The following is a 25,755-nucleotide window of genomic DNA, read 5'->3' as shown; positions in this document are numbered from 1 at the left end:
TATGTATTTCAAGCCGGCCATCAAATAGGAGTCGTATTAATTGCAAGTGACTATGACTATACGATTCGTCCAAAAGCAGGGACGAAACTTACAGTAAAATTAAGTGAAGTAACATTACCAATTGTAAAATAGATAGAAGCCTCCGAATAGGGGCTGTTGACAAACTCTTCGAGTTTATCAATTTCTTCAAGCGTTTTAAGAGCCTGTGTAGTAACGATAGACTACACAGGCTCTTTTATTTGCTTTCAATGACTTCTCTCTGTCAATTTTCAATAAAAGCACCAGTTATGCTATTCCGCAGTCGGGCCATTTAATAGAATGAAATTTTAACATATTTCCAAAAGAATTCCCCCTTCCTCAAGGAATGAGAAGGGTTGAAGCCCAATGAATAGGAAGGGGATGAATTTGGGTTGGCGTAAGTCGAACGTTTTTTCTTTCTATTTCTGGTTCTGTTGCAAGGAGCTGATATTTTAAAAGTTTGTATTTGTGATATAATTTACATATATAGGAAAGGTGGGGGTTATGATTTAGCTAAGTTTCGTACATAGTGTACCCCTAAAGTAAAGTTTGATAATTTAAAACAAAGTCTGATCATTTATAAAAAAGTTTGATAAGAAATCCTGTGAGCTAGGATTTCTTATTTCACTAACGGAGCAGATCAGCTCAATAAGGGAATCAAAGTCGATAAACTTAATTCACAGTCTCGATGTTATACAGATGTAGAGAGATATTATAATTCATTCATGGTAAATTAGGAATAGTTTGATTTGTTTAAAACTAAGTAGAAGAATATAAAATGTATGCGATTTTTTGCCCAATCTCATATGTCTTATTCTATGGAGGAAATATGCTTAAAGATAATTTTAAAATTAGTAATATTCCCGCGGTTTTGTGGGGAGAAAAGAGTGAAAAAATTTTTATTGCAGTACATGGAAACATGTCAAATAAGGAAGATGCAGTTATTCAAATATTAGCTGAAGAAGCCAATCAAAAAGGTTATCAAGTGTTAAGCTTTGATTTACCTGAGCATGGAGAAAGAAAAAATGATAATACTCCTTGCAAAGTACAGTTTTGTGTTAATGAATTATCTATAATTATGAATTACGCAAAAGAACATTGGAAAGAAGTAAGCTTGTTTGCATGTAGTATGGGGGCTTATTTTAGCCTTTTAGCATATCAAAATGATGTGTTAAAAAAGGCATTATTTTTATCACCAGTAGTTAATATGGAACGAATTATCGAAAATATGATGAAATGGTTTAATGTAACACCAGAGCTTTTGCAAAAAGAAATGACTATAGAAACACCTATTGGTCAAAAGTTATATTGGGATTATTTATGCTATGTAAAAGAACATCCTATTAATACATGGAATACAGATACATATATTATGTATGGAGCCAAGGATGAACTGTGTGAATTTGAAACTATTAACTATTTTACAAAAAAACACCGTTGTGAATTAGAGGTCATGGAAGCAGGTGAACATTACTTTCATACTGAAGAACAGTTGAAGGTATTTGAGCAGTGGTTACACAAGCATATCGATTAACAAATTACAATTTATCTAAAGATTTAATGAAGAACCTGCTAGAGAAGAATTGTGAATATATAAACTGATATTATATTTGAGAGACATTATAAAGGTGAATTTATTTACTTAAATTATCGGGTGCGTTTGTTCAATAAGGAGCATTAAATCATCAAACTTTTTTATAAAAACTGTACACACAATCCCAGGGAAAAAGTCGATTTTGATCAATCTTTTTTCAAAATCGATTCTTTTTGTGTACCATAGAATGTAAGTTTGTAAGAGGTTTTTGATCAAACTTTATTTCAAAGCAACACATAGATGTTATAAATGATGAGGAGGACATACATATGGATAGCATAATTTTTGATTTGGATGGAACTATTTGGGATTCTATAGACACCGTACTACTTGCATGGAATAGTATAGTTGAGGAAAATAAACAAGTAGAAAAGAAATTAACAAGAAGAGACTTCGAAGGTACTATGGGACTGCAAATGGACGACATAAGTAGCAAGTTATTTCCAAACTTAGATTTAAACACTCGAACACAAATAATTAAACAGTGCTTTGAAATTGAAGGTAAATATATAGAGGAACACGGTGGAGCTCTTTTTGAAAACGTGGAAGATGTACTACATAACCTTTCTAAGAAATATAAACTTTTTATCGTCAGCAATTGTCAACAGGGTTATATTGAGGGGTTTTTTCGGTATCATAAACTTGAGAATTACTTTTTAGATTATGAAAACCCTAGTAGAACGGGTCTTACAAAAGGAGACAATATCAAATTAATAATTGAAAGAAACAATCTTTCAAAACCTGTTTATGTTGGAGACACAGAGAGTGATCTAAAAGCGTCTAGGCATGCAGGTATCCCTTTTGTTTACGCAAAGTACGGTTTTGGAAATGTAAGTGAATATGATCAAGTTATAGAGAAATTTGATGATCTTTTAGACCTATTCTAAAGAATAATAACAAATGATTAACAGAATAACATAATAACAGATTTTTACTTTAACAAAAAGCAAATTGAACACGCATTAGTATTATTAGAAAGTCATTCTTATAAATAAGTTGAAGAAATAAGAGGTATTAGTAAAAATATATTAATTTGAGCCAAGAAGAAAGCGCAAATCAGCATGCCTTTCAACTAAAAATAAAAGGACTCATTAATTGAGTTCTTTTATTTTTAGTTAGTGCCTTTTTCTTTGTTCGAATCAATGTACTTGAGGTTTGTGTAGTAATGGCACAGAAACGGTAGCTTGTTTAGAAAGAATAACGTTTTTTAGTATTTAGAGTTGATGAGCATAGTGTGCGCCCCCTATTAGCAATTTATCCTGTCCATTTGCTCTTATTACTGTATGTTTCATAATCAAACTTTGGCAGATAATCAAAATCCTCATCATTTTTCTGTTCGTATGCTTCTCTACTTATACTCAATAAAGATTCAAACTCCATATCTTTTGGCATTTCCTCTGGATGCTGCAACACATGATAATAAAAATCCCGCCCATTTGCTATAACCACGCATCTTGCATACAGAAAGTTATCTACGGAGAAAAACTCTTCTTCATCTACAAAGGAATACTCACCAATATTTTTGGCGTATTCAACCCCGTCCAAATCATAAAGTAATTTGGAGAGCATGTCCTCGAAAGCAAATATCTCTTCATTGGATTTTTTACTTAAATAATTTACCGCTTCTTCCAAAACTGTTTCATCATCACCTTCATGTTCCCAATCGAACATATCAATGATTTTCCAAAACTCGTTCTCGTCCATCTTTAAATCGTTAGACATATAAACCTTCTCCTTTCACTTCTTTAACTAAATAACATCTTTTAATTTTATCAAAGAGCATATGTTGAATACAATTTTCTTACCTGTATGCGCACCATATGAGACGTTATCAGAAGTTAATTAGATTTGTCTTATAAAATAATATTGTAACATTTCTGTCACAATACATGTCTATGATTGAAATACAAATAAGGGAGGTTATAAAAATGAAGAAAAAAGTTAAAAAGTTAGTTATTCCGATTTTGATGAGTTCGATATGCCTTACGTTGCCTTCTATGAGTTATGCGCAACAAACGAATTCTATGATAAAGGTTGAAAATACAGTCTCTCAATATAAAAACTTTACTTTTGATGTAAATCCTGAAACAGGTGAACTTTTTGTAGAAAAAGATGGTGTAAGAGAAAGTGCATCTCTACCATTACCAAAGAAAAAAGTAGAAAATCTTATAAGATCAAATAATTGTATATCGTGGAGTTATCCGGATGATCAAGTAGATGTAAAAATTGAAAAGAAAGAGTCCTATTTAAGCATTAAATTAAAATCTACTAAGTCTGAAGGAGCTAATGAATTTACTTGGCCAAAAGTAAGTGCTGACAGTTATACATTACCATTATGGGAAGGGAAAAATATACCTAGCAATGATTCAAGCTGGAAACAATTCTTAGGAAATCAAGATTTTTCATTTATAGAGAGCTTTTCTATGAGATTCTTTGCATTGAATAAATCTAAGTATTCTATCATGTATATTGCCGACAATATGTATAATGACAATATTCATTTTACTGCTGATTCTAATATACAGTTTAGTTTTACACATCAATATCCATCTATTAATAAAAACAAAGAATATGGATTTAGATTATATGTAACAGATAAAAATCCTGTTTCAATTGCAAACATTTACAAAAATTTTATAAAAGAACAGGGAGAATTTAAAACTCTAGAAGAAAAAGCAAAAGAAAATCCGAACATTAGAAAATTATATGGTGCTCCTCATATCTATTTTTGGAATCACCCTGGGATTTCAGTAGAAAATATCAAATGGGATAAATTTGCACAAAAAATAGATGAGAAATTTACAAATTGGATTGCTCAGTTGTTACAGGTAAATACAGAAGACGGATCAAAAGACTTTGAAACTGTTATGCAAGATATAAAGAAGCAAAAATCTATTAATAAAAGCCAGCAAAAAGTAATAGTGGATGCTATAAATCACGTATTACAATTAGAACAACTTTATAATAAAGATATTTTTGGAGGTCTAGGTACTCAGACAAATGATTTATTGAAAAAAGGAATTTATAATTTGAGTGAGCAAGAACTATATACTCTTAATAAAGAATTAATTAAAAGTAAATTAACAGATGCAGTGGATAGAATAAACCAATGGGAACAAAAAGAATCCACCGATGTCTTAACTGATATAAAGAAATCAGGTATTAATCAAGCGTGGATTGGTTTATCAAATTGGGCTAATGGATTAATGAATCCCAAAATGGTAGAAGAAGCAAATAAACTAGGTTATTTAATTGGACCTTACGATTCTTATCATTCTATTCACGAAGTTGGAAGTAGAGATTGGAATACTGCTTCTTTTAAAGATAAAACTTTATACCAAAATGCAACAATTTCGAATGAGAAAGGCGAAAAAATAGAAGGATTTGCAGGTAAAGGAAGAAAGTTAAATCCAACATTATCTTTACCGAGTGTGAAACAACGTGTGGGAGATATTTTACAAAATAATATACCGTTTAATTCTTGGTTTGTGGATTGCGATGCTACAGGCGAGGTTTATGATGATTATTCTCCAAATCACATTACTACTGAGGAGCAAGATGTTAAAGCAAGATTGGAAAGAATGAAATATATTAGCCAAGAAAAACATATGGTAGTTGGATCAGAAGGTGGAAATGATTTTGCAAGTACTGTTATAGCTTTTGCCCATGGAATAGAAACAATTGGGCCTGGACCTTGGCTTGATTCTGATATGGGAGATAAAAAAAGCCTGTACTACTTAGGAGGTTATAAGCCAACTTCACCAAATGGTGCCGTTCCAGAACAACTGGGAAAAACTATTCCTATTAAACCTATTTTTAAAGATATCTATAGTAATCCTATATATTCAATTCCTTTATATAAACTTGTATATAATGACTCAATTATTACTACCCACCAATGGGGATGGGGAAGCTTTAGAATTAAAGATGAAATAGGAAATAGAATGTTATCTGAAATGTTGTATAATGTACCACCTTTATATCAAATTGACAAAAATGAATGGGAGAAAAATAAATCCCTTATTATCTCATACTTAAAAGTATGGTCTCCATTTCATAAGAAAGCTGTCACAAAGCCAATGACAAATTTTGATATATTGTCTGAGGATCGTCAAGTTCAAAGTACGACATTTGGAAAAGATATGAAAGTAATTGTAAATTTCTCCAACCAAGATTTTAAATATAATAATGAACATATTAAAGCTAAAACTGCCCTGGTATATGATGGGAAGAAAAAACGCATATTAGAGGTTCCTAAATATTAAAATAGTGGAATAAATTTGGGATAATGCGAATTTTACTACTTCTTATAAAAAACTTAAGATTGGAAAAAACCTTATTCTTTCTGGAAAATGATAAGAAAGGATAGCGTTTGTTGGTTTAGGAGTACCGCTCCATCACCAACAAGTTAAGAAATTTATTGTTTCCCAAAACGAAAAAAATGAACTGAATTCCCATAGACAACTATGAGGAGATAAAATTTTCGTTTTGGGGATACTTCAAGATATTAGCTTGATGGGCATGCGGCAAGACCCCTGTATAAATAATATTGAATATATATTATTTAGAACTTTTTGTTAAATTGTTGTGAAATTGGAAATGGAGTAGATGGGTAAGAGTTCTAATTTTAGGGAATAAATATGAAAAAACAATGTTTCATTTACAACTAGTCAAAAAAATTCAATTGTACTTTATAAAAAGTAGTATGTATTAATTTTTAAAAAAGGATGTGCAGTATGAACAAAGAGAAAAAGTACACTGTTGTTGGTACCGATATTGATGAAGTGAAGAAGCTGAATAAGAACTCTGGTTTAACATATAACGAGGTAAAGCAATTATTAGCAAAACAAATGAAACAAAAGTGATTATCCATGAAACCGAAAGTATATTATTATTTTTGGTTCCATGGATACCGCTATAATTGATTGCACACTAAAAAGGCGTTTATAATAGGAGTTTGTTCTTTAAATGCAAGGCTAATTTGCCGATATTTTTTTTGTTTTAGTTTTTTTATTTCAATGTTTTTATGAGATTTAAAAAATAGTTCAGGTCCCATGCTAATTCCAATATTTTGTGAAATCATATTAACAATCGTTTCACAATGCAATACTTCTAATATAATGTTTGGATACACATCATAAGCGGATAAATTTTCTAAAACTAATGACTGATAGGAAGATTTTGGCATAATAAAGTCCATATTAGCAATAGTTTTTATATCAATTGTTTTCTCATTAACCAGTGGGTGATTTTTCGGTAACCCTAAGACAATTTCATCTTTTGTAATAGGTATTGATGGGAACTGTTTTTTTGTATCTTCTTCGATAATGAATCCTATATCTACAGTACCGTTATGAATCCAATCTACAATCTCCATATAAGTACCTTCATATAGTATTACCTTAATTTCTGAGTAGTTCTTTTTAAGCTGAGATAGCATTTTGGGTAATATTTGAGCTGCAGCACTTGTAAATGCGCCTATTTTTAAAGTGCCCTCTAGTTGATTGTTTTGAAGAGATATTTCTTGTTTAATAATAGCCTCACTGTTTAAAATTTGCCGAATGTGAGGAAGAATTCGATCTGCAAAAGCAGTTTTTTGAATCTTTGCTTGTTTGTTTCGATGTAATAAAGGATAACCAAATTCTTTTTCTAAACTAGAAATAGCATGACTTACTGCGGATTGTGTCATGTTAAGTTGTTCAGCCGCCCTAGTGAAATTCCCTAGTTCAACTACTTTTTGGAGTACCTCGTATCTTGCTATAGTCATGAGTTAAATTCATACCTCCTATGCTAAATATTAATTTCACTAATCATATTATACCCTTTACGATAGAAAAAGGAATAATTGACAAAAGGGTGATGATATTGAGAAAGATTGTTTTATTAACAATAGGGATGTTTGCGTTAGGGGTAGATGCTTATGTAATGGCAGGAATTTTACCAAGTATTGCAGATGAATTTCATGTATCTATAGGGAAAGCGGGGCAGGCGGTAAGTGTATTTACATTATGTTATGCGCTTGCAGCACCTTTGTTTGCTGCAATGATGAGTAAAACGAATGCAAAACATACATTATTAATAGCGTTGTCTATTTTCGTATTAGCCAATGTAGTAAGTACAATTACAAACAATTTTATCATGTTATTAATTTCAAGAGGAATAGCAGGTATAGGTGCTGGTTTGTATTCACCATTTGCTTCATCTGCAGCTGTTACATTCGTTCATGAAAGTAAAAAAGGTAGAGCGCTAGGCATGATACTACTTGGAATGAGTGCAGGAACCGTAATAGGTGTTCCTATCGGTATATATATTTCGGATATTTATGGGTGGCGTATGACAATATGGTTTATTGTTGCAATCGGTGTAGTAGGAATATTAGGCTTATGGTTTAGGCTTCCAGTCATACAATCAACCCATTTACCAACATTAAAAGAACGACTAGCGATGTTTCAAAACAAGGTTATTTCATTGGTCATGTTTATAACAATGATACTAAGTTTTTGTAGCTTAGGGTTATACACATATTTAGATCTTATCATAGCCTCTTATGGCTTTGAAAAATCCGTAGTCTTTATATGGATGTGGGGAATAGGTGGCATAGGAGGAAGTTTCATTATAGGATATATAATGGATTTTTATAAGAAACCTAAAATCATATTAATATATCTAATGATTATTATGTTTTTATCTTTAATATGTATGGGGATTTTTCAACAAATAGCAATTTTGGTGGCTATCTGTTTAATTCTTTGGGGAGCTACTGGATGGGGAGCAGTAGCGACTCAACAAAAAACATTAATTGAAATAAGTCCAGAACATGCCACTATTTCTATTGCCTTGCTTAGTTCTATTAATTATTTTGCTGGTTCAATGGGAACACTGGCAAATGGTATATTTCTAGAAAAGGGTATAGATCCTTTAAATTTTCCGTATTTTACAGCTGGTATATTAGTAGTTGCAATTGGATTGCAATCTACTTTAATAGTAAAAAAGAAGTATAGTGAAATAAATCAGTAAGGTATTGTTTGTACAAAAATAGTCTAAGTCGCGTATTATGACTTAGACTATTTTTATTTGTTAAGGATTATTTAAAGAGTCTAATACAATATTTTATTCTTTTTTCACTTCACTTTCGGTAAGGGAAATGTAATGAAGTAGTTATTTTTATTTGCATAAACAATTTTATAATAATAGATGATATGGTAGAATTTTATGTATGGTGTGCATTATTATACAAGATAAGTATGTTTATTATGATAATGTACTATTTTTGTAAACCTTTTATTTCGAAATTCGTTTATACTTGTTAAGTGTAAATTCGTAGAATTTCGTAATGTGAATAGTTACATAGTTTCTAGAGAAAGATGGGGGTGACTGTGAATGCCCACACCATTAAAGAAAAATAGTCGTTATATGGTTGGATTAGACAGTTTAAGGGGCCTAGCCATACTAGGTGTTATTTTGTATCATATCAATTTTAACTGGATACCTGGAGGATTTTTAGGTGTTACTGTGTTTTTTGTACTTTCGGGTTATTTAATTACGGATATTCTTGTTGTTGAATGGAAGGAAAAAAGAAGAATCGACTTGAAGAATTTCTGGTTGCGCCGGGCAAGGAGATTGCTCCCGGGAATGCTTGTCATGCTTGTTATAACTTTAGCTTGGATTACAATTTTTCATAGTTCATTACTTGGAAAAATGCGTGGAGATTCGGTAGCAGCTTTATTTTATTTTAGTAACTGGTGGTATATTTATCACAAATTATCATATTTTGATAGCTTCGGTAAACTGTCTCCACTAAATCATTTTTGGTCGTTAGCTGTTGAAGAACAGTTCTATGTGGTCTGGCCTCTTATCATTAGTTTAGGACTTTCTTATATAAAAAAACAATCACGTTTGACTTTATTTATTTTTCTCGGAGCGATTGCTTCAGCTGTCGCAATGGCAATAATATATGTACCAGGCGCTGATCCAAGTAGAGTGTATTATGGTACTGATACAAGGGCGTTTTCCTTACTAATTGGTGCAGCACTTGCTTTCATTTGGCCGAGCAGTAGATTAGCTAATAAAATTATCCCACCAGCTCGTCTCGTTCTTGATATAATTGGAGGAATTGCTCTTCTTATTATTCTCGTTATGTTTTGGAAGACGAATCAATATGATCCATTCCTATACCGCGGGGGAATGTTCCTTTTATCGATTGCTACTGCATTATTAGTAGCGAATCTTGCTCATCCAGCTAGCCGTATTAGTGTTTTTTTAAGATTCAGACCTTTGCGCTGGATTGGAGTTCGATCTTATGGGATATACCTTTGGCATTATCCGATCATCACATTGACAACTCCACAAGTAAGTACTGGAGAATTTCAGCTTACGAGAGCTATTTTTCAATTTTTTCTTATTTTGTTTATTGCGCAGCTTTCATGGAAATTTATCGAAAATCCAATTCGTCAAGGTGCATTGAGGAATATTCGTTTACATAACTTAAGAATAAGAAACTTAGCGTTAGGTGGTAAGTTAGCTTTAGCGTTTGCAATATTGGTTACTATGACAGCTAGTTTTGGTTTATCAACAGCGGGCAAAGCGAAAGAAAGCCCTAAAAACAAAGTAGAGGCGGTACAAACACAGCAAAAAGATCAGCCTAAACATCCAGACGCAGTTTTGGAAGAACCGGCTGATAAACCATCACAAAACAAAGAAGAAGTTAAGTCTGCGGGGGCTAAAGAATCTGCGCCGATTACAGCTATTGGAGATTCAATTATGATTGATGTCTCTCCCAATTTAAAAAATGCATTTCCTAATATTCGGATTGACGCGAAGATTGGAAGGCAAATGTCTGAAGCGACCTCTGCGGTAGACAGAATGAAAAAAGAGGGTACTTTAGGGGAGTGCGTTATTATTGGATTAGGTACAAATGGAGCATTTACTACTGAGCAAATAACATCACTAATCCAATTAATAGGTAATGAACGTAAAGTAGTATTAATTAATACAAGAGTACCGCGTCCATGGGAATCATTAGTTAATAAAAAGTTAGAAGAAGTAGCATCAAACTTCTCAAATGTTACGCTAGTTGATTGGTATTCAGCTAGTGCTGGGAAGCAAGAATACTTTGAACCAGATGGGGTTCATTTGACGAAAGCAGGAGCGGAGGTATATTCTTCGCTTATAGTGAAGAGTATTAAAAAGTAGAGTAATAGCAAATTGATAATTTTTTCACTTGATTTCACTTGGATGTGTAGAATTTTATTTTTTTTAATATATTTCTATATGTATACAAATTGAAAAAACAACATAATCCCCTTTTTTTAGGAGGGATGAGAGCGTCCGGCCATACATACAATCGGCTTAGATGTCGAAAAATTAAAATGGATTTTAAAAACATATGGATTATTAGGTGGGGATAAAAAAGAGAGATTGTACTCACATATAGTTTACATATGAGAAGAGAGTCGTGTTGATATGCGACTCTCTTTATTAAATAAAAAATGTTTTATATTATGACGATGTGTCTCGTAAAAATTGAGAGTACAAATCGAAAAAATAATTTGGCCGAAAGATATTTGCAGCATGACCAGCTAAGGGAATTTCTTTATATGAAACATTTGGAAGAATGGATTTTAAATCAAATAAACAAGATTTATAGAGATGATCGTGTTCTCCCATCACCCATAAAATTGGTTGTGTAAGTTCTCGTAATCGGGATTTTAAATCGAATTCCAAACGATGCCGCAGTGACTCTCGAATAATAGATGAGTGTAATTGTAACCCGAATCGATAGTAAATATTTTTGGAAACAATCGCAAATGGGTTGGCTTTTAGTATGCCACTTGGAAATATAGTACTTGCATACTGATGAAGCCAAGAAGAGTATTCATTATTTCGTTTGTCCCAAAACTTTTGGAAGACATTAAACAAAATAGATGGGTTATTATAATGACCTCCAATATGACAAAGGCTCAATACTTTTTCTGGGTACTTATGAGCAAATATAGAGGCAATATAGCATCCATAGCTTAGGGCGCAAATATGAGCTTGCTGGATCCCTTCTTTTTCATATAAATTTGACAATTGCTCTACTAATCGATCTAAAGAAAAATCAATGGCTTGTCCTTTGTCATCACCATGGCCAAGTAAGTCATATGTGATGATGTTATAAGATGAGGAAAATAGTTTACATTCTTTTTTAAATGCACGACGATTTCCAACTAGTCCATGAATGAATATAATCGTTTTTTTCTCAAAATCTTTTTTTGTTTGCAAAAGTATGCCCCTTTCAAGTCTATGGTAGAAAAAAGAAAATAAGTTCTACTAGAATGGTGTTATTACTAGTAAGCTTAGGCACCGATTATGCTCGGAACATTGAAATGAATGAATATATAATGATAGAAAACATGTTTATGGAAAGTGTATATAAAAATAACACAAGAATTCTTTGTACTAAGTTAATTTATTTTTCATGTTTAATAGATTGAGTACAACTAATTTTAAGTACCAGGTAATAATACCAGATAATTGTGGTGGTTGTAAAGGTAACTTTCCAACGAGGGTGTATTCATCTTAAATATGCCGGGAACTGTAAAATGATTTAATTTGATAATTGCTGATGGAGTGATCGTAAATGAGGATCTTCCGAATATTTGTACAACTTTTAAATTGTAGAAGTATAGTGAAAAGTATGAGAACTTCATTTCATGCTTTTAATTAAATCCATCCATCATTTTTTTAAATGGTTTCTATTAAAATAATTCATTTTATTTATTTTTATTATAAATATATAATAGCGATTAGGTGAGTGTATAGGACTGTTATCTATTTTTTCTTTCGTTTTTCATTCAGATGTGAAAGATTAAGAATGTATAAAGTTTACCTATGAAGCTAACTATTTCTATCAAAATAGTTAGCTTCATAGGTGTTTTAGAAAAGATTTTATTTCATATACTTTCTAATATCATTTTTCGTTATGATGGAAATATGATTATAACAATAAATTGATGATACGAGAATCTTGTAATCTTTATACATACATAAACCGTAATTTATGCTATTGAGGATGAAATAATGATTGTACAACAGGAGGCATTATTATGGAGCTGCGTCATTTGAAAACGTTTATTATTGTAGCAGAGAGCGGAGGATTTACACGGGCCGGAGAAAGACTCGGATATACACAATCAACAATCACAAATCATATTCAATCGCTGGAAGAAGTAATTGGAAGCCCGTTGTTTGATCGCCTCGGTAAAAAGATAGTTTTAACTGAAGTAGGAGAGCATATGCTTTCTTACGCGCAAAAAATATTGGCATTATCAAATGAAGCACTTGAATCATCTCAAATGAACGGCAAACCATCAGGAACGATACGTATTGGGGCAAATGAATCTTTAATGATATATCGATTACCTGTTATTTTATATGAATTTAAAAAGAAGTATCCGCAAGTTCATATCATTTTACAGCCATCAGAGAGTCAGGAGTTGCATAATGAATTAAAGTCAGGGAAATTTGATTTTGCTTTATTTACAAATCCAGAAAAACTAGGTGTAGATATTGTCACTCGTTCGCTTGTTAGAGAAACAATTGTGCTTGTTGCTCCGCCAGGGCATCCGTTAACGAAGCGAAAAATTGTTACTCCTGCTGATTTAGAAGGAGAAATGTTATTGCTTACCGAGCCAGGGAGTTATCGAGACTTACTAGAAAAATGGATAAAAGAAGAAGGGATTAGTTGTTCACGTATTCATTTTTGGAGTATAGAGGCAATTAAACAAACTGTTATGTGCGGGTTAGGGTTATCGTATTTACCGCTTATTACAGTTAAAGAAGAAATTGAGCGTGGAAAGTTAATTGCCTTGCCATGGATGTACAGTGAAGATTTTGTCACAACTGAACTGGCGTATCATAAAAGTAAATGGTTGACACCAGCGATGAAGAAGCTAATAGAAATGATAGAGAAACATGCAGAGAGATGGAGAGAGACAATTTAGTTTCCTATGATGTATAGAGATTAAACATAGGAATAGACGGGAGGAAAACGTAATGAATGAACGTATGAAAGAGATTATACTTGTTGTACTTGGATCGTTATTGTTTGCAATTGGAATTAACTTTTTTGCTATTCCAAACCGATTATCAGAAGGAGGAATTATCGGTCTTACGGTAATTACTTACTATTTGTTTGACTGGTCTCCTGGTGCTGTAAACCTTATAATGAATGCCATTTTACTTGCAATTGGTTATAAATTTTTTGATAAGAAAACGATGGTATATACAATTCTTGGTATTATATCTACATCTTTCTTTTTATATATCACAGAAGATGTGGCCACTCCGGTAAATCATGATACATTATTAGCAGCTCTGTTTGCAGGGGTTTTTGTTGGTGTTGGTTTAGGGTGTATGTTTCGTGCAGGTGGTACATCAGGTGGTTCAGCTATCATAGCTAGGTTAGCAAATCAATATTTAGGCTGGAGTGTTGGAAAAGGTGTGCTAATTATCGATATCGTTGTTATTGCTGGCTCAGTATTTATTATTGGACAAGAGAAAGCGATGTATACACTTGTAGCAGTCTTTATCGGTGCAAAGGTTATTGATTTTATTGTGGAAGGATTAAATACAAAAACAGCAGTGACGATTATTTCAAATAATCCAGATATTATTCGAGAATCCATTATGCAAAATATGACACGCGGTGTAACGGTATTAGAAGGACGAGGTGGTTACACAGGAAATAATAAGGAAGTGTTATATGTTGTCATTAATAAACAAGAACTCGTCCAATTAAAACAAGTTGTAGGTCGAAAAGATCAAAATGCATTTGTTGTGATTCATGATGTACGAGATGTATTAGGTGGCGGCTTTAAAGCGAGTTAAAAAATCTAGCCCTCAAATGTTTGAGGGCTAGATTTTTTGTCTATATAGCCAAAATGTCATTTATCTCCAATTAGTTCATAAAATAGTGTTGAAAATTATGCCAAATAAGTGAAAGATTACTTGGGATTTCAAAAAATATTTGTGTTAAAATTTCGTTGTCATCATTTTGTTACAAAACGATGTTATTTTTTTTGTAGCGAAAAGCTATGATTCGTACGTTGTAGATTCTTACAAAAATGTAAGGTTGATGAAATGTAATTCGATACAAAGGATGTTACATTTCAATTAAACTAATAGAAGATGTTCTGAAAGGGGGAAGTGAAATGAAAACGAACATGGAAGCAACAAGTAGAATTGAAAAGAAAAAGAAGCGCTCTAAAAAAAGAGGTTTTTTATTGTTTTTGATCATTCCTGTTTTATTTCTCGTTATTGGAGGAATAAGTTACAGTTCCTTTATATATAGTAAAGCAAAAGCGGTTGTAAGTAATTCTTATGCAGAAATAAATAAGTCTAATAAACGTGATACAGAGGTGGCTCCTTTAAAAGATAATATTTCTATTTTAATTATGGGTGTTGATGAAAGTGAGCAAAGAAAAAGTCAATATGGCGAAGCAGTTCGTACGGATGCATTGCTACTGGCAACGATTAATAAAAATGATAAATCGGTAAAGTTAGTGAGCATCCCTCGTGACTCGCGCGTATATATACCGTCACGAAAGAAATTAGATAAAATTACACATGCACACGTATTTGGCGGTGTGGAAAGTACACGTGATACGGTTGAACGCTTTTTAAATGTACCTGTTGATTATTATGTGAAATTTAATTTTGAATCGTTCATTAAAATAGTGGATTCACTTGGTGGTATTGATATTGATGTGCCGGTTACTTTTACGGAACAAGATAGTAAAGACCAAGCTGGTGCCATCCATCTTGAAAAAGGATACCAACATTTAAATGGAGAACAGACGCTTGCGCTAGCGAGAACACGGAAAATTGATAGCGATGCAATGCGTGGTCAAAGACAGCAACTTGTAATCGAAGCAATTATGAAAAAAGCGGCATCAGTCCATTCAATCCCAAAACTTAGTTCATTATTAGATGCAGTGGATCAAAACTTGAAAACAAACTTAACATTCAATGATATGTTGGCAATTACAAAAAATATGGCAGGAACAGACTTGAAGTTAGAAAAAATACAAGTACAAGGTACAGACAAACGTATGAATGGTATTTATTATTATCAACCAGATGAGAAAAATGTTAAAGAAATATCAAAACAATTGAATGATCATCTTGGAATTGCTGAGAAATCAGAATCTAATAAATAAGGAAAAGGTTGGTTTTTTGCCAGCCTTTTTCTTATTTATTATTACCACTCTTATGCCCGGCTAGATGCTCTCGTTTTCCTATAAAAAGGAAAGGGGTTTTATGTCGGTTTTCTAACTTATATACATATATATCAGGATATTTTGAATATTCGACTGTAATTAAGTGAATAGTTTTACCAACATATAAAACGCAACAGCCCAAATTATAACACCAGAAATTTTATTTAATAGTTGTATTCGTTTTCCGGATGCATCCACTTTCCCTAGTATCCGTCCAGCGAATGCTAATCCGATAAACCATAGCCAAGAAACGAAAATTGTCGCGAAGGTAAACGCCCATTTTTCAGCACCAATGTACTGAATAGAGTTCGTTCCAATGACTCCAATCGTATCTAAAATAGCATGTGGATTGAGTAAAGAGACAGAAGCTGCAAATGCAATTTGTTTTTTTATTGTAATTGTTTGCTCTTCATTTTGGGAAGCGGTAGGTTCACTTTTCCATATCGCCCACCCCATGTAAAGAAGAAAGAAAAATCCAACTGTGTAGAGTGTAGTTGTTAGCCAGGAAAATGTTAATAGCACAAGAGATACGCCCTGCACAGCTACCAAAATCAAAATAGTGTCACAGATTGCCGCTGTTATAACAACTGGAGCAGCCTGTAATAGAGTAGATTGACTGGCACCTTGATTAAAAACAAACACATTTTGAACGCCTAAAGGAATAATAAGTCCAAATGAAAGAATGATGCCGTGAAGAAATGCTTCGCTCATTTTTTCGCCTCCTATGTAAAAGCATATTTTTTTGGGGTTACCTATTGGTGTCTAGTATATAAAGCGAAATATCAATTGTATCCATCCATATGGATGGATGATGACCCAACCAAAGTGTATACTACAAATTGTAGATACATAATTGGGGTGATGTTATGGAACGGTTTGATTGGCAACCAAATGCTTTATCTCCAATACCTTTATATAAGCAAATTGAAGATTATATAAAAGAGAAAATTGCAAATGGAGAATGGACAATCGGGATGAAATTACCATCTCAACGAACGTTAGCTGATGCATTTAAAGTTAACAGAAGCACAATTGTCACTGCACTAGATGAATTAGCTGCTCAAGGATTGATTGAAGGAAAAGGACGACAAGGAACGAGAGTGATAAATAATACATGGGGGTTATTAACTTCTTCGGCACCTCTGAATTGGAATTCATATGTTGATACTGGAATGCATTATCCTAATTTACCTATAATTAGAGAAATTAACCGAGCAGAGTTTGATCCGAATATCATTCGATTAGGAACAGGAGAACTCTCATCAGAACTTTTGCCGCAAGAGAAGACCAAACATATTATGAATATACTTTCGAAGCAGTATATACCTTTAGGGTATGAAGAACCAAAAGGAGATATTTTACTACGTGAACAGCTAGCAAAATATTTACAAACATTAGGAATACAGGCATCAACATCATCTATTTTAGTTGTTTCAGGTGGCATTCAGGCTTTACAGTTAATTTCTATGGGGCTATTACAAAAAGGAGCAACAATTTTAGTAGAAAAACCCTCTTACTTATATTCTCTTAACATTTTTCAGTCAGCAGGGATGCGTTTAATTGGTATTCCGATGGATCAGGATGGAATGCAATCAACACTTATTTCAAAATATAAAAAGCAATTTTTTAGTTCACTTCTTTATACCATTCCTTCTTTTCATAATCCAACTGGGATTTTGATGAGTGAAGAGAGAAGAAAGGTTGTTGTAGCAACTTGTAATGAAATTGGTCTACCTATAGTCGAAGATGGAGTGTATCAAGATTTGTGGTTCGGCTCGCCATCTTCAAAGCCCTTAAAGGCATATGATAGAAGTGGGAGTGTTCTTTACATAGGAAGTATGTCTAAGACAATTAGCCCAGGATTAAGAATTGGCTGGATTGTAGGGCCAGAGGCTGTTATTAATCGATTAGCAGATATTAAAATGCAAACAGATTATGGATCAAGTTCTTTGTCACAACGAGCTGCTGCTCAGTGGTTTTTAAGCGGATTGTACGAAGAACATTTAGATTGTATTCGGCAACAATTACAAATACGCAGAGATATTGCATTACATGCGTTGGAAAAACATTTTGCACATATTGCAACGTGGAATGTACCAGAAGGTGGTTTTTACATTTGGTTACATATAAATTTGAGATTTTCTATGCAGAAACTATTTTATAAAGCATTACAAGCAGGAATTTTGCTTAATCCAGGAAATTTGTATGATCGGCATGCTGAGCAACATTTGCGAATTTCTTACTCCTATGCATCGCTGCACGATATTGAAAGAGGAATTGAAAAACTTGCACGAATTATACAAGAAATAAAACAATAAATACGATAATATATAAATCCAAATTAAAAACCTGACATAAACCCCTTTTCTTTTTAGATGGTCGAGAGCGTCTGGCCATGCGTAGAAGCGGTCAGGGCCTTTTTCTTCCACGTGCGAAGTTCAAACAAAGAGAGAAAGAAAGTAGCAGGTTATTTTTTGTTCAGCATGGCGGCAACTTGTGTGTTGGAAAGTCAAGTTGGATTTATATATAAAAGGAGAATGAAAATGAAACGCTATGTCATTTGCCAAGTGATAAATGGAACAAAATATTTAGCTGCTTATGCAGAAACAAAACAAGAAGCAATTGAAAAAGCAGAACTGTTAGGGTTAAGAACGGGAGAACGTTATATTGTTATTACGGAGGAAGAAGCAGAGGGATTGCAATATCCGTAAAAGGACGGTAGCTATTATGGCTACCGTTTTTTCTTCTTATATTTATTTTTTAGCAGTTTTTCTCTAATTAGCTGTATACAGTGAATTTAGACTTGAGGAGGGAATTATATGTCCCAATGCGAATGTATATGCGTGGTACATAGCCAGTCCCTCTCGACCACTTAAAAAAATGCTTTTCTATCGGTTTTTCATAGAGTGACTGAGTAGTTACACCATTTGAAAATATATAAGTAAGTCTCTTGAATTTACGTTTTGAAGGAAAGAAGAAATGAACTAAAATCTTACTGCTGGTAGTTTTATATTATTGTTTATCGTAATTAGTAGTTTGGCTGTGTATAGCACGAGATGATTCGCTACGATATTGACGTATATACTGTTTAAAATTCCAAGAGCTCAGAAATTTTTTAGCTGCCTGGTAGCCAGAATGATAAAGCCAATCTCTTTCTTCATCACTTAAATTAAAGTGGGTACTCGTAATACTTCCAGTGGGGATTTTAATTGTGCGTGCGCTTGTTTCTGTATTGAGGTAGCGTAAATCGTGGGCTTGCATCATTGTTTTAAATAGTCCTTTAAACATAGAAACAGGTTCTTCATAATGCACAGGTTCAGCTTGAATTTCGTCTTTCATGAAATGAAATCCAAAGGTAGGCCAGCGAGGGATGTTTGGTGAGTCGAAAATCCATATCGGATAATTACTGAGAATGCCCCCATCAAGCATATAGCAAGGTTTATTCCACTTAGGGGTTTTCCATTTTACAGGTTGAAAAAAGAAAGGAATTGTTCCGCTCATTCTTGCTGCTTTTGCAATAGAAAATTTTTTATTTGGAAATCCATAATGCGGTAAATCATCAGGGAAAATTACCATGTTCCCATTGCTAATATCAGAAGCAATAATTTTTAAGCCGCTCGGGTTAGGTAAGTCACTAAAACAATAAACGCCCTTTTGAGATAATAAATCCTCTAACCATTGTTCTATAAAATCGTTTTTATATATACCCATTTTGAACCACACATTTACTCCTTTTCCAATAAGGGGAATTTTATCTAACCATGTTTTTGTTATGAAGTTTGTATAATCAGCACTATTTATAATTGTTCGTAGTTCTTTTCCTGTATAACCGCATGCGAGCAGTGCGGCTATAATAGCACCGGCTGATGTACCAGCGACTCGCTCCCATTCATAACCATGTTCTTCTAATGCACAAATTGCTCCAACATGTGCAATGCCTCGAACGCCGCCGCCTTCAAAGACACCATCTATTTTCATGAAAATACCTCTCTTCAATTCATTATTTATAAAGTTAAAGAAAATAAAAAAGCACGACAAATGCGTGCTTTTCTACAATAGTTGTTAAAGATTACTTAGAAGACAAAGCCATTACAGCAGCTTGCTCCAATGATGATAAGAAGGATAAATAAAACGATTAATAAAGCAAAACCGCCAAATCCACAACCGCCATATCCTCCACAACCGCCATATCCTCCATAACCGTAACCAAATCCACAACCGCCATATCCATAGCCCATATTTATTTCCTCCTTAATATAAGAATTTTGAGTAAAAAAAGTGGGAATTACGAGGGTGTCTTACAAAGGATGAAAAGTTTGCATGTTTGTAGGAACACTGTATATTATGTGTTAGAAAGACATTCCGATTATAATGAACAAGCCCTTTTTCATAATGGGCAGTACAGGTAGAGATAAAGAAAAAAACGAAAGAAGCTTTATCATACCTAGCGAGATGACCCTCACCTCAAGCACGAAACGGTAGGTGGGGGTAGTTCAATAAATTTTATGATATGATGTAGGTAATCATGTAGAAAAAGGAGTTTGTATGACGAAGCATATTGAAGAATTAATTGACAAGTATCAACTGAATCATATAAAAGATGAATTGTTAGCCACAGCATTTGAATGTATAAAAGTGGTACCAAAACAAGAAGAGATATTGCCAATAGGGTGTTCAAAAATGGGAGGATCACCTGATTTGCCAGCAGAGTTGGCGTATCCAGCTTATAAAGGGCGTCCCCTTCACTTTGTTGCCCAGTTTAATTTAGCTGAAATTCAAGCTGTAGGTATAAAAAATGATTTTCCTGAAAATGGCATGTTGTATTTTTTCTATTTTGCTGATGATGAGCAAGAAGACTTTTATGAAGTGTATGGAAATGCAAACATAAAAGAAGGCTGGCGTGTTTTATATTATGAAGGAGCAATCGAGGATTTACAAAACACGAATCAAATGAAAGGGCAATTTTCTCAGTGCAGAATTACATTTGAAAAAGTGCAAAAACTTCCGGAGTTGTTTATTGAAAATGAAGATGATTCAGATCGTTTCTTGCAATTGTTAGAGGAATTAATACCTGACCACTATGACAATCATCAAATTTTTGGTACACCATTTTCCGTTCAAACAGAAGTATTTGAGGAAGCACAGGAATATATGAATGTGCATCATAGTGAGATGACATTATTATTTCAAGTAGATTCTGATGAGCAACATTTAAACATGATGTGGGGAGATATGGGAATGTTATATTTCTGTATTGCAAATGAAGATATAAAGCAACGCCGTTTTGAAAACGCTTGTTGTATTTTACAAAGTTTATAATTTAAAGAAGTTTCGCGTGTGAACGGAAATTACTTTTCCATATATACAAGTTAAAAAACCGATATAAAAACCCTCTTTTTTTAGGGGAGGACGAGAGCATCTGGCCGCGCATAGAAACGGTCAGAGCCTTTTCTTGCCACATGCAATGTTTAAAACAAAAGGAGGAAGCGAGAGTAGGTCATGTTGTATTCTCTATAGCAGTGACTTATATGTCGGAAAATTAAAATGGATTTATATAGTTCACCGTTGTTTGAATTACTTCACTTACGTGTATGAAATCTTTATATCTAGCACATACATTTTTAGGTGATGTCAACGAGTTTTTGTTGTCTAGGTCCGTATACTTAACTGGAAAAACGCGGAACTGCTGCCCGTTACGTGCTTAAAGATGTGGGTTTCTTTCGGAAATACGTTAAAATATCAAAAAAATGTATTTTCTTTTTTGATAGAATTAATATATGTTTATATATATTAGAAAATCATTTTTTATAATTACTTTATATTACGAGGATGTGATTAAATGAAGAAATCTGTAAAATGTTTATCAACTATAGTACTTTGTTCGTCTATTATAAGTGGAACGCTTCATATGCCTTCAGTATCATATGCTGCTACAAAACAGGTAGATAGTTCTGTAAGCGATGCAAAACTGATTGCAGCGTTTCAACAAGAGTTACAAAAGCATTTAAATAATCATGAAACAAATATTACAATTGTTTATAAGACAAAGAATTCAAACATAAAAGAAGTGTTAAATACACTGGTGCAAGCCTATAACCAAACGTTGGAAAAGGATGAATATTTAAAATATAATGTAAGTGGTACGAAATTTTCGATTCGTGGTGTACCAGGGAATTATTCATTTACATTGAATATTTCATACCGAGAAACGAAAGAACAATCACAGTACGTGATGAAGCAAGCAAAATCAATTGTAAATTCAATCATTACAGCCGGAATGGACCAAAATGAAAAAGTAAAAGCCATTCATGACTATGTAGTGAAAAATGTTTCATATGACACATCACTACGTTCTTACACTGCATATGAAGCGTTATCAAAACATTCGGCAGTTTGTCAAGGATATGCACTATTAACCTATCAGTTATTAAAAGAAGCGGGAATTCAATCTCATATTGTAACGGGAACTGGAAATGGGCAGTCTCATGCGTGGAACCTTGTGAATGTTGAGGGGAAATGGTATCACCTCGATACGACATTCGATGATCCCGTTCCGGATAAACAAGGACGTGTTACGTACTCTTATTTTAACTTGTCCGATGAGCAAATGAGTAAAGATCACCAGTGGGATCGTAGTAAATATCCAGCTGCAAATACAAGTTATTATAATGAGTTAACAAATAAAATTAAAGCAGGAAATAAGAAAGCTCCTATTTATCAACAAATCTTAAAAGATACAAATCTTGTTTATTTAGCAGCAGAATTTGGAGCTGAAAACTATAATCAGTTAAAACAAAAATTACAGCAAAAATTTACAACGAAACAAGAAAAGGTAGAACTTCGTTACCATCAAACAATCGATAACACGATGAACGATGTGAAAAAAGTACTGAATGAAGTTGCTTGGCCAAAAGGAGCAAAGCGAGTGTCATATCAGGTAGCTCCTTACCAGGCGCAAAGTGGATATTCATTGTTAACAATTACATTTTCATATTAATAACAAACAGGAGCATCTTTATGAAGATGCTCCTGTTTGTTATTAATAAGGTTCTGTCGCTTGTAAAATAGCGTCTAATAACCCTGGAAATCTCTTGTTTAAGTCTTCTGTCCTAATGGAGATGAAACGCTGTGTTCCTTCGATTCTCGTATACATAACACCGGACTCTCGTAATACTTTAAAATGATGAGAGAGTGTAGATTTTGCGATAGGGATGTTTAAAGCGCCGCAAGACTGTTCACCGCATGTCAGTAAGTCGTTTACAATCTTTAACCGGATTTGATCGCTAAGTGCATATAATACAGAGGAGAGTTGAATTTCCTCACGATTTGGATGGTATAGAGTTCGCATTTTTCCACCTGCTTTTCGTAACGTATTTTAGTTTCTATTTGCACTATAACATATATCATGATATATTTCTATTGTTCGAATATATTAGAACAATAGAAATATAAAGGGGATAGAAAAATGAAATTAGTAACTTTACAGAAGGCAAAATTGGAAGTTTCACAAATTGGTTTTGGAACAAATGCGGTTGGTGGCTATAACTTATTCTCAAATATTGATGAGGCAGAAGGAACGAAAATGATAGAAGAAGCTTTATATCAAGGAGTTACTTTTTTTGATACAGCAGACGTATATGGATTTGGACGTTCAGAAGAGTTATTAGGAGAAGTATTACGAAGGAAACGAAAAGATATTACACTTGCTACGAAAGGTGGGATTCAAAAGTTATTAGGAGCTACTACTCGTATAAACAATAAACCTAGTTACATAAGAACAGCTGTAGAAAATAGTTTGCAACGATTACAGACAGATTATATAGATTTATATTATTTACACTTTTCAGATCCAGGAATTCCATTTTCAGAGTCAGTGGGGGAACTAGTACGTTTAAAAGAAGAAGGAAAGATACGAGCGATTGGTATTTCAAATATCAATATTAAACAGTTAAAAGAAGCGAATCAGCATGGGGATATTGCTGTTTTGCAATCACCATATAACATGTTGGATCGGACTGCGGAAAAAGAATTAATTCCGTATTGTATTGAACAAAATATTGCATTTATTCCATATGGACCTCTTGCTTTTGGAATTTTAGGTGGTAAATATCCGGAAAATTTGCAATTGAGTGAAGGAGACTGGAGAAGAAGTGTTTCTTTATTTGAAGAGGATGTATATAAGAAGAATTTTGTGAAGGTAGAAAAATTAAAGAAATTCGCAACGGAAAGAAATACGACTATGCCGAATTTAGCGTTAGCTTGGTTGCTTGCACAAGACGGGATTGATGCGGTCATTCCAGGAGGAAAACATGTAGAACAAATAAGAGAAAATATAAAAGTAAATCGAGTTACTTTACTCGAGAGTGATTTGCAAACGATTCAATCTATTTTAGAAGAGGAATAAGATAAAAGCTGCATGTGTTGCTTTTATCTATAAATATATATAAGTTAAAAAACTACATAAAAACCTCTTTCTTTTATGGGAGGATGAGAGCATCTGACCGTGCATAGAAGCGGTCAGGGCCTTTTCCTGACACATGCAAGGTTTAAAACTAAGGGAGCAAGCGAATACAGGGCATGTTGTATTCTACATAGCAGAGACTTATATGTCGAAAAATTAAAATGGGTTTATATAGAAAGGGTGTTTATGGTGAAGAAAACGATGCTTTTATTTTTTATGATCATGTTTATGATAGGAACAGATACATTTTTAATTTCACCCCTCTTACCGACATTGCAAGAGTTATATAATGTCTCTACGGAAATATCAGGTTGGATGGTAAGTGCATACGCATTAGGGTATGCTCTATTTGCATTAATTGCTGGTCCTATTTCTGATGGTCTAGATAGAAAGCGGGTTATAATAGGTGGAATGATATTTTTTTCAATTAGTACGTTTTTATGTGGTATAGCTCCTACTTTTTGGTGGATGATTACCTTTCGTTTTTTAGCTGGTGTTAGCGCAGCATTTGTATCACCGCAAGTATGGGCGTCTATCCCGCTCCTTGTATCACCTCAGCATATTATGAAATGTATAGGAATTGTTACAGCTGGATTATCTTTGTCACAAATGTTTGGATTACCTATCGGAGCTTACCTTGCATCTGTGCATTATTCTACTCCGTTTTTTGTAATTGGAATTTGTTCTGCTATATTGGGGATACTCATATATTTTACGCTGCCTCATTTACGACCGCTACAACAAGAATCTCAAAAACAAACAGTTTTTAGTCGTTATAACCAGTTATTACATATATCAAAAACAGTACCGTCATTTTTTGCGTATTTCTTATTTCAAACCGGTAACTTTGCAGCTTTTTCATTTTTAGGAAAATGGTTATCAGATCAATTTCAATTAGAAGTAAATGAAATTGGAAGCGCCATGCTTATATTAGGATTTGGGAATTTAACAGGCAATTTGTTTGGCATTAAACTTGTCAATAAGTTTGGTAAGACCCGCTCGTTATATGGGGGAATAATTGTGCTTGTTGTTTTGTATTTGATATTGCCTCAATTAAAATATGTGTTATTTATAGAGGTATTTTTCTTTATTATATTTTTTATAACAGGTATTTTGTTTACTATTATGATGAGTGCATTACAAACATTATCACAGACAGCAAGAGGTACTATTGCCGCGCTGGCTAATTCATCAATGTATATTGGGCAAATGATTGGAGCAGCTTTAGCAGGTTTTTTATACGTTATATTTCATAATTTTTCTGCTATCGGGATGTTTACAGCTAGCATGTATATCTTTTCTCTATTCACGTTTAAACGAGCTGGAATTATAAAAAATATAGAATCTGGAACAAAACAAAAAACAGTTTCATAATGTATATAAAAAACATATATACACTATGTAAACTGAAAGGAAAAAGC

23 protein-coding genes are annotated in these 25,755 nt (G+C 33.3%); 16 read left to right on the top strand and 7 right to left on the bottom strand.

What is annotated here, in order from left to right; translation table 11 throughout:
* The 3 genes from ACIGHG_RS09805 to ACIGHG_RS09795 all read left to right on the top strand — a co-directional run.
* The coding region (locus ACIGHG_RS09805; protein WP_396548288.1) for a CocE/NonD family hydrolase C-terminal non-catalytic domain-containing protein at positions 1–132 on the top strand (132 nt) is incomplete at its 5' end.
* 715 nt (positions 133–847) lie between these two features.
* On the top strand, positions 848–1,552 hold the full coding sequence (locus tag ACIGHG_RS09800; protein WP_396548272.1) for an alpha/beta hydrolase: 705 nt from the start codon (positions 848–850) through the stop codon (positions 1,550–1,552).
* 329 nt (positions 1,553–1,881) lie between these two features.
* Positions 1,882–2,499 (top strand): HAD family hydrolase, encoded by a 618-nt coding sequence (locus tag ACIGHG_RS09795; protein WP_336472799.1) that lies wholly within the window; start codon positions 1,882–1,884, stop codon positions 2,497–2,499.
* A 367-nt stretch (positions 2,500–2,866) separates the two neighbouring features.
* On the opposite strand, the gene ACIGHG_RS09790 is transcribed toward ACIGHG_RS09795, so the two are convergent.
* A complete protein-coding gene (locus tag ACIGHG_RS09790) occupies positions 2,867–3,334 on the bottom strand; it encodes a DUF4240 domain-containing protein (protein WP_336472798.1) in 468 nt (155 codons plus the stop codon).
* 206 nt (positions 3,335–3,540) lie between these two features.
* Here ACIGHG_RS09790 and ACIGHG_RS09785 point away from each other — a divergent pair, with 206 nt between their 5' ends.
* Complete coding sequence (locus tag ACIGHG_RS09785) at positions 3,541–5,877, top strand: glycoside hydrolase (protein ID WP_336472797.1); 2,337 nt, start codon at positions 3,541–3,543, stop codon at positions 5,875–5,877.
* A 471-nt stretch (positions 5,878–6,348) separates the two neighbouring features.
* Positions 6,349–6,477, top strand: coding sequence for a hypothetical protein (locus ACIGHG_RS09780; protein WP_090911976.1), 129 nt, complete (start codon positions 6,349–6,351; stop codon positions 6,475–6,477).
* A 50-nt stretch (positions 6,478–6,527) separates the two neighbouring features.
* Here ACIGHG_RS09780 and ACIGHG_RS09775 read toward each other — a convergent pair whose 3' ends face one another.
* The gene (locus ACIGHG_RS09775; RefSeq protein WP_336472796.1) at positions 6,528–7,379 is read right to left on the bottom strand and encodes a LysR family transcriptional regulator; all 852 of its coding nucleotides are present in this window, start codon (positions 7,377–7,379) and stop codon (positions 6,528–6,530) included.
* A 98-nt stretch (positions 7,380–7,477) separates the two neighbouring features.
* Between ACIGHG_RS09775 and ACIGHG_RS09770 the strand changes: the two genes are divergently transcribed.
* Complete coding sequence (locus tag ACIGHG_RS09770) at positions 7,478–8,629, top strand: MFS transporter (RefSeq protein ID WP_336472795.1); 1,152 nt, start codon at positions 7,478–7,480, stop codon at positions 8,627–8,629.
* 363 nt (positions 8,630–8,992) lie between these two features.
* Complete coding sequence (locus ACIGHG_RS09765; protein ID WP_336472794.1) at positions 8,993–10,804, top strand: acyltransferase family protein; 1,812 nt, start codon at positions 8,993–8,995, stop codon at positions 10,802–10,804.
* A 306-nt stretch (positions 10,805–11,110) separates the two neighbouring features.
* Here the strand turns inward: ACIGHG_RS09765 and ACIGHG_RS09760 are convergent, their stop codons facing one another.
* Positions 11,111–11,875, bottom strand: a complete 765-nt coding sequence (locus ACIGHG_RS09760) for an alpha/beta fold hydrolase (RefSeq protein WP_090911967.1) — start codon at positions 11,873–11,875, stop codon at positions 11,111–11,113.
* Positions 11,876–12,699: 824 nt separating this feature from the next.
* Between ACIGHG_RS09760 and ACIGHG_RS09755 the strand changes: the two genes are divergently transcribed.
* The 3 genes from ACIGHG_RS09755 (at position 12,700) to ACIGHG_RS09745 (ending at position 15,813) form a co-directional block, all read left to right on the top strand.
* Positions 12,700–13,596: a LysR family transcriptional regulator gene (locus ACIGHG_RS09755; protein ID WP_336472793.1), complete on the top strand. Its 897-nt coding sequence runs from the start codon at positions 12,700–12,702 to the stop codon at positions 13,594–13,596.
* 52 nt (positions 13,597–13,648) lie between these two features.
* A complete protein-coding gene (locus tag ACIGHG_RS09750) occupies positions 13,649–14,482 on the top strand; it encodes a YitT family protein (RefSeq protein WP_090911963.1) in 834 nt (277 codons plus the stop codon).
* Between the two features lie 335 nt (positions 14,483–14,817).
* On the top strand, positions 14,818–15,813 hold the full coding sequence (locus ACIGHG_RS09745; RefSeq protein WP_483861797.1) for an LCP family protein: 996 nt from the start codon (positions 14,818–14,820) through the stop codon (positions 15,811–15,813).
* Between the two features lie 159 nt (positions 15,814–15,972).
* Here ACIGHG_RS09745 and ACIGHG_RS09740 read toward each other — a convergent pair whose 3' ends face one another.
* Complete coding sequence (locus tag ACIGHG_RS09740) at positions 15,973–16,584, bottom strand: LysE/ArgO family amino acid transporter (RefSeq protein ID WP_336472791.1); 612 nt, start codon at positions 16,582–16,584, stop codon at positions 15,973–15,975.
* 155 nt (positions 16,585–16,739) lie between these two features.
* On the opposite strand from ACIGHG_RS09740, the gene ACIGHG_RS09735 reads away from it, so the two are divergent.
* Complete coding sequence (locus ACIGHG_RS09735; RefSeq protein ID WP_396548264.1) at positions 16,740–18,191, top strand: aminotransferase-like domain-containing protein; 1,452 nt, start codon at positions 16,740–16,742, stop codon at positions 18,189–18,191.
* A gap of 225 nt (positions 18,192–18,416) precedes the next feature.
* Positions 18,417–18,584, top strand: coding sequence for a DUF3933 family protein (locus tag ACIGHG_RS09730; RefSeq protein WP_090911955.1), 168 nt, complete (start codon positions 18,417–18,419; stop codon positions 18,582–18,584).
* Between the two features lie 301 nt (positions 18,585–18,885).
* Here ACIGHG_RS09730 and ACIGHG_RS09725 read toward each other — a convergent pair whose 3' ends face one another.
* Together ACIGHG_RS09725 and ACIGHG_RS09720 are read right to left on the bottom strand one after the other, a co-directional pair.
* A complete protein-coding gene (locus ACIGHG_RS09725; RefSeq protein WP_396548262.1) occupies positions 18,886–19,851 on the bottom strand; it encodes a patatin-like phospholipase family protein in 966 nt (321 codons plus the stop codon).
* Between the two features lie 95 nt (positions 19,852–19,946).
* Complete coding sequence (locus tag ACIGHG_RS09720; RefSeq protein ID WP_090911948.1) at positions 19,947–20,111, bottom strand: YjcZ family sporulation protein; 165 nt, start codon at positions 20,109–20,111, stop codon at positions 19,947–19,949.
* A gap of 307 nt (positions 20,112–20,418) precedes the next feature.
* On the opposite strand from ACIGHG_RS09720, the gene ACIGHG_RS09715 reads away from it, so the two are divergent.
* Together ACIGHG_RS09715 and ACIGHG_RS09710 are read left to right on the top strand one after the other, a co-directional pair.
* Entirely contained in the window at positions 20,419–21,192 is a 774-nt protein-coding gene (locus ACIGHG_RS09715) for a YwqG family protein (protein ID WP_396548260.1), read from the top strand.
* Between the two features lie 520 nt (positions 21,193–21,712).
* Entirely contained in the window at positions 21,713–22,870 is a 1,158-nt protein-coding gene (locus tag ACIGHG_RS09710; RefSeq protein ID WP_336472787.1) for a transglutaminase domain-containing protein, read from the top strand.
* Between the two features lie 42 nt (positions 22,871–22,912).
* Here the strand turns inward: ACIGHG_RS09710 and ACIGHG_RS09705 are convergent, their stop codons facing one another.
* Positions 22,913–23,221, bottom strand: a complete 309-nt coding sequence (locus ACIGHG_RS09705; RefSeq protein WP_336472786.1) for an ArsR/SmtB family transcription factor — start codon at positions 23,219–23,221, stop codon at positions 22,913–22,915.
* A 117-nt stretch (positions 23,222–23,338) separates the two neighbouring features.
* On the opposite strand from ACIGHG_RS09705, the gene ACIGHG_RS09700 reads away from it, so the two are divergent.
* Positions 23,339–24,277, top strand: coding sequence for an aldo/keto reductase (locus tag ACIGHG_RS09700; RefSeq protein ID WP_396548257.1), 939 nt, complete (start codon positions 23,339–23,341; stop codon positions 24,275–24,277).
* Positions 24,278–24,523: 246 nt separating this feature from the next.
* Positions 24,524–25,708, top strand: a complete 1,185-nt coding sequence (locus ACIGHG_RS09695; RefSeq protein WP_336472814.1) for an MFS transporter — start codon at positions 24,524–24,526, stop codon at positions 25,706–25,708.
* Positions 25,709–25,755 lie beyond the last annotated feature (47 nt).

Source organism: Bacillus sp. NPDC077411 (genome assembly GCF_044543425.1).
GTDB lineage: Bacteria > Bacillota > Bacilli > Bacillales > Bacillaceae_G > Bacillus_A > Bacillus_A bruguierae.
This window is presented reverse-complemented; position numbering and strand designations above follow the sequence as displayed.

Coding starts and splice junctions, on each gene's coding strand:
- ACIGHG_RS09800 (WP_396548272.1), top strand. CDS start 848: ATGCTTAAAGATAATTTTAAAATTAGTAATATTCCCGCGGTTTTGTGG.
- ACIGHG_RS09795 (WP_336472799.1), top strand. CDS start 1,882: ATGGATAGCATAATTTTTGATTTGGATGGAACTATTTGGGATTCTATA.
- ACIGHG_RS09790 (WP_336472798.1), bottom strand. CDS start 3,334: ATGTCTAACGATTTAAAGATGGACGAGAACGAGTTTTGGAAAATCATT.
- ACIGHG_RS09785 (WP_336472797.1), top strand. CDS start 3,541: ATGAAGAAAAAAGTTAAAAAGTTAGTTATTCCGATTTTGATGAGTTCG.
- ACIGHG_RS09780 (WP_090911976.1), top strand. CDS start 6,349: ATGAACAAAGAGAAAAAGTACACTGTTGTTGGTACCGATATTGATGAA.
- ACIGHG_RS09775 (WP_336472796.1), bottom strand. CDS start 7,379: ATGACTATAGCAAGATACGAGGTACTCCAAAAAGTAGTTGAACTAGGG.
- ACIGHG_RS09765 (WP_336472794.1), top strand. CDS start 8,993: ATGCCCACACCATTAAAGAAAAATAGTCGTTATATGGTTGGATTAGAC.
- ACIGHG_RS09755 (WP_336472793.1), top strand. CDS start 12,700: ATGGAGCTGCGTCATTTGAAAACGTTTATTATTGTAGCAGAGAGCGGA.
- ACIGHG_RS09750 (WP_090911963.1), top strand. CDS start 13,649: ATGAATGAACGTATGAAAGAGATTATACTTGTTGTACTTGGATCGTTA.
- ACIGHG_RS09745 (WP_483861797.1), top strand. CDS start 14,818: ATGGAAGCAACAAGTAGAATTGAAAAGAAAAAGAAGCGCTCTAAAAAA.
- ACIGHG_RS09740 (WP_336472791.1), bottom strand. CDS start 16,584: ATGAGCGAAGCATTTCTTCACGGCATCATTCTTTCATTTGGACTTATT.
- ACIGHG_RS09735 (WP_396548264.1), top strand. CDS start 16,740: ATGGAACGGTTTGATTGGCAACCAAATGCTTTATCTCCAATACCTTTA.
- ACIGHG_RS09730 (WP_090911955.1), top strand. CDS start 18,417: ATGAAACGCTATGTCATTTGCCAAGTGATAAATGGAACAAAATATTTA.
- ACIGHG_RS09725 (WP_396548262.1), bottom strand. CDS start 19,851: ATGAAAATAGATGGTGTCTTTGAAGGCGGCGGCGTTCGAGGCATTGCA.
- ACIGHG_RS09720 (WP_090911948.1), bottom strand. CDS start 20,111: ATGGGCTATGGATATGGCGGTTGTGGATTTGGTTACGGTTATGGAGGA.
- ACIGHG_RS09715 (WP_396548260.1), top strand. CDS start 20,419: ATGACGAAGCATATTGAAGAATTAATTGACAAGTATCAACTGAATCAT.
- ACIGHG_RS09710 (WP_336472787.1), top strand. CDS start 21,713: ATGAAGAAATCTGTAAAATGTTTATCAACTATAGTACTTTGTTCGTCT.
- ACIGHG_RS09705 (WP_336472786.1), bottom strand. CDS start 23,221: ATGCGAACTCTATACCATCCAAATCGTGAGGAAATTCAACTCTCCTCT.
- ACIGHG_RS09700 (WP_396548257.1), top strand. CDS start 23,339: ATGAAATTAGTAACTTTACAGAAGGCAAAATTGGAAGTTTCACAAATT.